Origin of the sequence: Brevundimonas sp. (genome assembly GCF_023259385.1) — a bacterium.
In the GTDB taxonomy this organism is placed as follows: domain Bacteria; phylum Pseudomonadota; class Alphaproteobacteria; order Caulobacterales; family Caulobacteraceae; genus Brevundimonas.
Genome location: NZ_JAHFPF010000186.1, coordinates 1 through 7,269 on the forward strand (window position 1 = coordinate 1; position 7,269 = coordinate 7,269).

The window sequence follows — 7,269 nt, forward strand, 5'->3', positions numbered from 1 at the left end:
GCCGTCGGGCGGGTTGGGTGAGGTTTTAGATGGCCGGTGGCTTCAGCTTCGGACGTGGCGCCAATGGGGGCGGCGACAAGCCGGCCCGGACGCCGTTGCAGCGCGTGCTCTACTGGGGCGCGGTGCTGGGCGTGTGGGGCGTCATCTTCCTGGTCGTCTTCTTCGCGGTGTTCGCCCGCGACCTGCCCGGCACCTCGACCCTCTACAATGTCGATCGCCAGCCCTCGATCACCTATCTGGACCGCAACGGCGCCCTGATCGCGGTGCGCGGCACCCAGCAGGCCCCGCCCGCTGACCTGGACGCCCTGCCCGACTATGTCCCGGCGGCCTTCATCGCCATCGAGGACCGGCGCTTCTACCACCACCCCGGCTTCGACCCGATCGGCATGAGCCGCGCGATCGTGTCCAACATGCGCGCCGGGCGCGTGGTGCAGGGCGGCTCGACCCTAACCCAGCAGCTGGCCAAGAACCTGTTCCTCAGCCCCGACCAGAACATCAAGCGCAAGGTCCAGGAGCTGATGCTGGCGGTCTGGCTGGAGATGAAATTCTCCAAGAAGGAGATCCTGGCCCTCTATCTGAACCGCGTCTATTTCGGCGCCGGCGCCTATGGCATCGAGGCGGCGTCGCAACGCTATTTCGACAAGAGCGCCAGGCAGTTGACCGTCGGCGAGGCGGCGCTGCTGGCCGGCCTGCTGAAGGCGCCGTCGCGCTATTCGCCGGTGTCCGAGAGCGAGCGCGCCGCCACCCGCGCCACCGTCGTGCTCAATGAGATGGTCGACGCCGGCGTGATCACGCCCGAACAGCGCGCCCAGGCGGTGACCGAGCCGGTGCGCGTGTCGCGCACCCTGGCCACCCAGCACGCCCAATACTTCATCGACTGGCTGGACAAGCAGATCCGCGAACTGGTCGGCGAGCCGACCGAGGACATGATCGTCGAGACGACGCTGGACCTGACCCTTCAGACCCAGGCCGAGCGCTCGGTGCGCCGCATCCTGGACCGCGACAAGTCCAAGGGCGTGGAGCAGGCGGCCCTGGTCGCGCTGGACGGTGAAGGCCGGGTGCGCGCCATGATCGGCGGCAGCTCCTACGCCGACAGCCAGTTCAACCGCGCCACCGACGCCCGGCGCCAGGCCGGCTCGGCATGGAAGCCCTTCGTCTATCTGACAGCGCTGGAGAGCGGTTACACGCCCGAGACCCGGGTCAACGACGCCCCGATCCGCATCGGCAACTGGTCGCCGCGCAACTATTCGGGCTCCTTCGCGGGCGAGATGACCCTGGCCAACGCCGTGGCCCAGTCGACCAATACCATCGCCGCCGGCGTCGCCGACCAGATCGGCCGGGACAATGTCGCCCGCACGGCCCGCCGTCTGGGCGTCTCCAGCCGCATCGGCCTGGAGCCCGCCATGGCGCTGGGCGCGGTGGAGGTTTCGCCGCTCGAGATGGCCCAGGCCTATGACGCCTTCTCCAACGGCGGCAAGCGCGTGCAGGCCTATGGCATCAGCCGCATCCGGACCCCGCAGGGCCGGGTCATCTATCAGCGCGCCAGCCGCGCCGAAGGGCCCGCCCAGGCGATCACCAACCCTTACCTCTATTATCTGAACTCGATGCTGCGGGGCGTGATGACCTCGGGCACCGGGCGGTCGGCGGCGATCAGCGGCCGCGACCTGGCCGGCAAGACCGGTACGACCTCGGATTACAAGGACGCCTGGTTCGTCGGCTACACCGGCGGCTTCGTCACCGCGGTCTGGGTCGGCAAGGACGACAACACCCCGATGCGTGGGGTGACCGGGGGCTCGTCGCCCGCCGCCATCTGGAAGGGCTTCATGGAGGCGGCCCTGCCGCGCCTGAACGCCCCCGCCATCCCCAACGGTCCGGCCATGCCAGAGGGCTGGCAGCCGCCCAGCCCGGTCGAAAGCCTGATCGGCCAGATCGGCGACCTGTTCGGCGACAATCCGCCGGGCGACAGCAATGTCGACCCGCTGGACGAGCGCCTGCTGGAGCCGCAGCCGGCCCCGCGTCCCACCGCGCCCAATCGCCCGGAGCAGCAGCCGGTCATCCGCCCGACCCAGCCGCAGCCCCAGCGCGAGGAGCCACGCCCCGAACCGGCGCCCCAGCCCGAGAAGAAGGCCGATCCGCTGTTCTTCTGAGGGTCCCAGACGCCGCCTGAGTGCTTGACCTCCCGGAAGCGCCAGACTTAGGGTTGCGTTTCGACGGGAGAATCATCTCATGCGTGCAGTTCTGCGTGTTTCTGTCCTGGCTCTCGGTCTCGTATCGATGTCGGCGTTCGCTCCGGCGCCGATGGCGTCCCAGCTTCAGGTCAGCCGGTCATCGGCCGTCAGCGCCGATCCGATCTGTGACGAGTATTTCCGATGCGTCGCCCAGTGCCCGATCGAGGACGTGACGGCATGGGAAATCTGCAACAACGGCTGCTACGACCTGTACCCCTGCATTCTGGGGCAATAACGCCGCCGCTAGCGCCCCACCGCGTGTAGCGCGGGGCCGTGGTCCCGCAGCCATTTGCGGAACGGGCGGTGGTCGCCGACCAGCCGCTGCACCACCGACCAGTAGGCCGGGCTGTGGTCCGCGTGGACCAGGTGCGCGACCTCGTGCGCGGCCAGGTAGTCGGCCACGGCGGGCGGGGCCATGATCACCCGCCAGCTGTAGCGGATCGAGCGATTGTGCGGGCTGCAGGAGCCCCAGCGCGACTTGGTGTCGGCGATGGAAACCTTCACCGGGCGCTGGCCGAGGGTGCGCAGGTGATGTTCCGTGCGCTCGACCAGCACCTGCCGCGCCAGCCGCTTGAACAGGTTCTCGATGCGCCGGGCGAACGCCTCGCCCTCGCCGCCGGACTGGATCACCGCGCCGTCCGGGCCGTCGATCAGCCGCGCCGCGCCGGCGCCGCCGACGGCGACCAGACGGGTCGGAACCCCGAACAGGGGAACGACCGCGCCGGGCTCCAGCGGGGCGCCGTCGGGCCGTTCGGCCAACCGCTCGCGCATCCACGCCGATTTGGTGCGGGCGAAGGTCACGACCTCGGCCAGCTTGCGCTCGGAGGGGGCGACCAGCACCGCCTCGCCGGCGCGGCCGTCGATGCGGATCGACAGCCGGCGCGCGCGCGGATTCACCGAGAGTCTGGCGGGGACCCCGACCGCCTCAGGCGGCAGCCGCTGGCCGTTGCGGTATTGCACTGAGGGCCTCGTTGGCCGCGATGAAGTCGCGGACGCGGGGATAGATCTCGTCGCGGAAACGACGACCGTTGAAGACGCCGTAGTGGCCGACCTCGGGCTGGACGTAAAGCACGCGGCGCTCGTCCGTCAGGCTGGTGCACAGTTCGTGCGCGGCCTGGGTCTGGCCGACGCCGGAGATGTCGTCCTTCTCGCCCTCGACCGTCATCAGGCCGATGTCGGTGATCTTGGTCAGGTCGACCTTGCGCCCGCGGTGCTCCAGCAGGCCGCGCGGCAGCAGGTGCTGCTGGAAGACGATGTCGATGGTCTGCAGGTAGAACTCTTCCGACAGGTCCAGCACCGATAGGTACTCGTCGTAGAACTCCTCGTGCTTCTGCGCGCCGTCGCCGTCGCCGGAGACCAGGTCCTGGAAATAGCGCCAGTGGGCGTCGGTGTGCTTTTCCTCGTTCATCGACATGAAGCTGTAGAGCTGCACGAAGCCCGGATAGACCCGCCGTCCGAAGCCCGGATAGGGCCAGGGCACGGTGTGGATCATGTTGGACTTGAACCAGGTGAAGGGCTTTTCCTCGGCCAGCTGGTTGGTGACCGTCGGCGACAGGCGGGCGTCGATGGGCGAGCCCATGAAGGTCATGGAGGCGGGACGGTTGGGATCCTCGTCCTCGGCCATCAGGGCGCAGGCGGCCAGGACCGGCGGACCCGGCTGGCAGACGCCGACGACGTGGGCGCGCGGGCCGATCTGGGCCAGCATGGTGCGGACGTGGTCGATGTAGTCGAAGAAGTCGAAGCGGCCTTCCAGCATCGGCACCTGACGCGCGTTCGACCAGTCGGTGACGTAGACGTCGTGGTCCTGCAGGAAGCCCTCGACCGTGCCGCGCAGAAGGGTGGCGTAGTGGCCCGACAGCGGGGCCACGATCATCACCGCCGGGGCGACAGCCGGCTTGCCGGCGCGCTTAAGGTCGCCGATGTGGCGCGCGAAGCGGACCAGGCGGCACCAGGGCGAGGACCAGACCACCTGTTCAGTGACGCGCACCGGGCGATTGTCGATGGTGACGACGTCCAGACCCCACGACGGCTTGCCGTAGCGGCGCGTGACGCTTTCAAACAGCTCGGCCGAGGCGAACGCCGTACGCCCGATGGCGGTGTCGGCGGCCGGATTGAACGGCGATGTCCAGAAGTCCCGGGCCATCTGGGCCCCGATCCGGTAGGGAGCGGCCGAGGCGTAGGCCAGCTCATGAAGCGTGTACAGCATGCGTGTCCTGAGACGGCCCCCGCCGTGAGTGCGGCAAGGCAACATAGAACGCTTCGCACTGCAAAAAGATTATCGGCGATCACCGAAATCGTGAACGCCGGCCGGGCGGGTGGGGGAAATGAACGACCGAAATTTTTTTTGAGTGCACTTTAGTGCACTTTCCGGCGGTGGAGGCGGGGTGGAGGGACGGCCATGGCGGCACCCTACAGCCCCGCTACGTCACTATCGGACGTATGCTGTCATTAGCCCCGCGCCATGTGGCGTTCGATAATCTCGGCGCCGCGCACCGGCCCGATATCGTGCGCCAGGGACCCGCGGAACCGTCCGTCCGGTCCCATCAGATAGATCACGAGCGAGTGGCTCATGGTGTAGCCCTCGCCCTCGCCGACCTTGCTGTACATGGCGCGGTAGGCGTCGGCGGCGGCGCGGACCTGCTGCGGCGTGCCGGTCAGGCCGACGACGCCTTCGGGGAAGCCGTCCGCGGACAGGTAGTCCTTCAGGGCCTGGGGCGTGTCGCGCTCCGGATCGACCGAGATGAAGACGATCTGCAGGTTCTTCGCCTTGTCGCCCAGCCGGGCCTTGGTGGCCTCCAGCATGGTCAGGGTCGTGGGGCAGTAGTCGGGGCAGTAGGTGAAGCCGAAGAAGACCAGGGTCCATTTGCCGTTCAGGATGGTCTGATCGACCGGCTGTCCATCCTGGTTGACCAGCTGGAACGGACCGCCGACCTGGGCCTGGCCGGTCGAGCCGACTTCAAGCGACTGAGGCGTGGGCGCCTGACGACCGACGACGACCATGGTGACGACCGCGAGCGCCGCGGCGATGGCGACGCAGGCGCCGGCGAAGACGAGGATGGAGCGGCGCGGCATCGCGACCCTTTCGAAAAGGCCCCGAACGAGCCGAACGCGTCTATAGAAGAGCCGTGAGCGCTACAGAAGATCATCCAACGCCGCAGTTCGCCGACGCGCCCGAGGGCGGCGGGCGTTTCGCCAACTGGCGCAATCTGCCGAGACGCAGCCGGGGCCTGTCGCTGCGGACCCTGGTCATCCTGCGCTGGATGGCCATCACGGGGCAGAGCGCGACCATCTTCGCCGCCACCGCCTGGTTCCATTTCGACCTGCCGCTGTGGGGCTGTCTCGCCGCCATCGCGGCCAGCGTGGCGATGAACCTGAACGCCACCGCCCGGCTGAAGCGCAGCGACGGCTCGACGCGCATCCATCTGGGCTTCGACATCCTCCAGCTCTCGGCCCTGCTGGCCTTCACCGGCGGGCTGGAGAACCCCTTCTGCCTGCTGCTGGTCGCGCCGGTGACGGTGGCGGCGGCGTCCCTGCCGGGCCGACAGGCGGTGCTGATGGGGCTGCTGGTGCTGCTGGCCACCGTCTGCCTGTTCTTCTTCTCCCTGCCGTTGCCGTGGCAGGCGGGGACCGAGCTGAACCTGCCGTCGCTGTACAAGATCGGCATCGGCATGGCCCTGACCACGGGGGTGGTGTTCACCTCCGCCTACGCCTGGCGGGTGGCGGCGGACGCCGAGAAGCTGGAGCTGGCCCTGGCCACGACCCAGGACGTGCTGCAGCGGGAACAGCGCATGGCCGCGCTGGGCGGTCTGGCCGCGGCCGCCGCGCACGAACTGGGCACGCCGCTGGCGACCATCCAGGTGGTGGCCAAGGAGCTGTTGCGGGCCTCGCCCAGCGACGGCCCGGCGGCCGAGGACGCCGCCCTGATCCTGCAGCAGGCCGAGCGCTGCCGCGACATCCTGAAACGCCTGTCGCAGCAGCCGGAGGAGGGCGGCATCGCCTTCGCCGAGGTCGGGCTGAAGGCCTTGCTGGAAGAGGTGGTCGAGCCGCACCGGGGGTTCGACCTGGCCTTCGAGGTTTCAGTGCGCACCGCCTCGGGCGAGAAGCCGCCGCGCGTGCGCCGCCTGCCCGAGGTCATCCACGGCCTGTCGACCCTGGTGGAGAACGCCGCCGACTTCGCCGCCGACAAGGTGCGGGTGCGGGCCCTAGTCGACGCGGGCTTCATCGAGATCGAGGTGGTCGATGACGGCCCCGGCTTCCCGGCCGACATCCTGCCCCGTCTGGGCGAGCCCTATGTGACCAGCCGACCGCAGGGCAAGGCGCGCCGCGCCCTCGCCGCCCAGATCGCCGCCTCGGTCGCCGCCGCCGCGCCGGGCCGCAAGTCGAAGAAGGCCGCCGCCGCGATCGCCGCGCCGGCCCCTGAAGAGATCGCCCCCAGCCAGGGCGGCATGGGCCTGGGCTTCTTCATCGCCCGCACCCTGCTGGAACGGACGGGCGGAAAGGTCAGCGTCGGCGCCGGCGACGGCGGCAAGGGCCAGCCCAAGGGCGCCCGTGTGACGGTGCGCTGGCCGCGCCCGGCGCTGGAGGTGGCCTCGTGAGCCGTGGTGTCGCACCCCTCGTCTGAACCTTGACCGCAGGCCAGCCGTTACCGACTTGAGCGGCAGGAGAACGAAGATGTCCGAGACCGAAGCCCGTATCGCCGCACTGGAGGACAAGACCCTCCTTCTGCTGGACGACGACAACGCCCTGCGCACCCGGATGGGCCGCGCGCTGGAAAGCCGCGGCTTCGTGGTGACCACGGCCGGATCGGTGGCCGAGGCGACCGACGCCCTGCGCGCCTCGCTCCCCGCCTTCGCCGTGCTGGACATGCGGCTGGAGGACGGCAACGGCCTGAAGGTGGTGGAGATGATCCGCGACCGCCGCGAGGACGCCCGCATCGTCATGCTGACCGGCTACGGCGCCATCGCCACGGCGGTCGCGGCGGTCAAGGCCGGCGCCGTCGACTATCTGTCCAAGCCCGCCGACGCCGACGACGTGGTCAAGG

At 69.4% G+C, this 7,269-nt stretch carries 7 protein-coding genes; 4 read left to right on the top strand and 3 right to left on the bottom strand.

All coding sequences use genetic code 11. The features are described from left to right. Nucleotides 1–29: 29 nt before the first annotated feature. Together Q0C81_RS13620 and Q0C81_RS13625 are read left to right on the top strand one after the other, a co-directional pair. Nucleotides 30–2,147: a PBP1A family penicillin-binding protein gene (locus tag Q0C81_RS13620; protein WP_291838881.1), complete on the top strand. Its 2,118-nt coding sequence runs from the start codon at nucleotides 30–32 to the stop codon at nucleotides 2,145–2,147. A 79-nt stretch (nucleotides 2,148–2,226) separates the two neighbouring features. Then, a complete protein-coding gene (locus Q0C81_RS13625; protein ID WP_291838884.1) occupies nucleotides 2,227–2,463 on the top strand; it encodes a hypothetical protein in 237 nt (78 codons plus the stop codon). Between the two features lie 8 nt (nucleotides 2,464–2,471). Here Q0C81_RS13625 and Q0C81_RS13630 read toward each other — a convergent pair whose 3' ends face one another. The 3 genes from Q0C81_RS13630 to Q0C81_RS13640 form a co-directional block, all read right to left on the bottom strand. Then, nucleotides 2,472–3,188 (bottom strand): M48 family metallopeptidase, encoded by a 717-nt coding sequence (locus Q0C81_RS13630; protein ID WP_291838887.1) that lies wholly within the window; start codon nucleotides 3,186–3,188, stop codon nucleotides 2,472–2,474. Further along, complete coding sequence (locus Q0C81_RS13635; protein ID WP_291838891.1) at nucleotides 3,154–4,434, bottom strand: polyhydroxyalkanoate depolymerase; 1,281 nt, start codon at nucleotides 4,432–4,434, stop codon at nucleotides 3,154–3,156. Before Q0C81_RS13635 ends, Q0C81_RS13630 begins: the two co-directional genes overlap by 35 nt. 242 nt (nucleotides 4,435–4,676) lie before the next feature. After that, nucleotides 4,677–5,300, bottom strand: a complete 624-nt coding sequence (locus tag Q0C81_RS13640) for an SCO family protein (RefSeq protein WP_291838898.1) — start codon at nucleotides 5,298–5,300, stop codon at nucleotides 4,677–4,679. A gap of 53 nt (nucleotides 5,301–5,353) precedes the next feature. Here Q0C81_RS13640 and Q0C81_RS13645 point away from each other — a divergent pair, with 53 nt between their 5' ends. Together Q0C81_RS13645 and Q0C81_RS13650 are read left to right on the top strand one after the other, a co-directional pair. Then, the gene (locus Q0C81_RS13645; RefSeq protein ID WP_291838901.1) at nucleotides 5,354–6,823 is read left to right on the top strand and encodes an ActS/PrrB/RegB family redox-sensitive histidine kinase; all 1,470 of its coding nucleotides are present in this window, start codon (nucleotides 5,354–5,356) and stop codon (nucleotides 6,821–6,823) included. A 76-nt stretch (nucleotides 6,824–6,899) separates the two neighbouring features. Further along, nucleotides 6,900–7,269: response regulator (locus Q0C81_RS13650; protein WP_291838905.1), on the top strand; the 370-nt coding region annotated here is incomplete at its 3' end.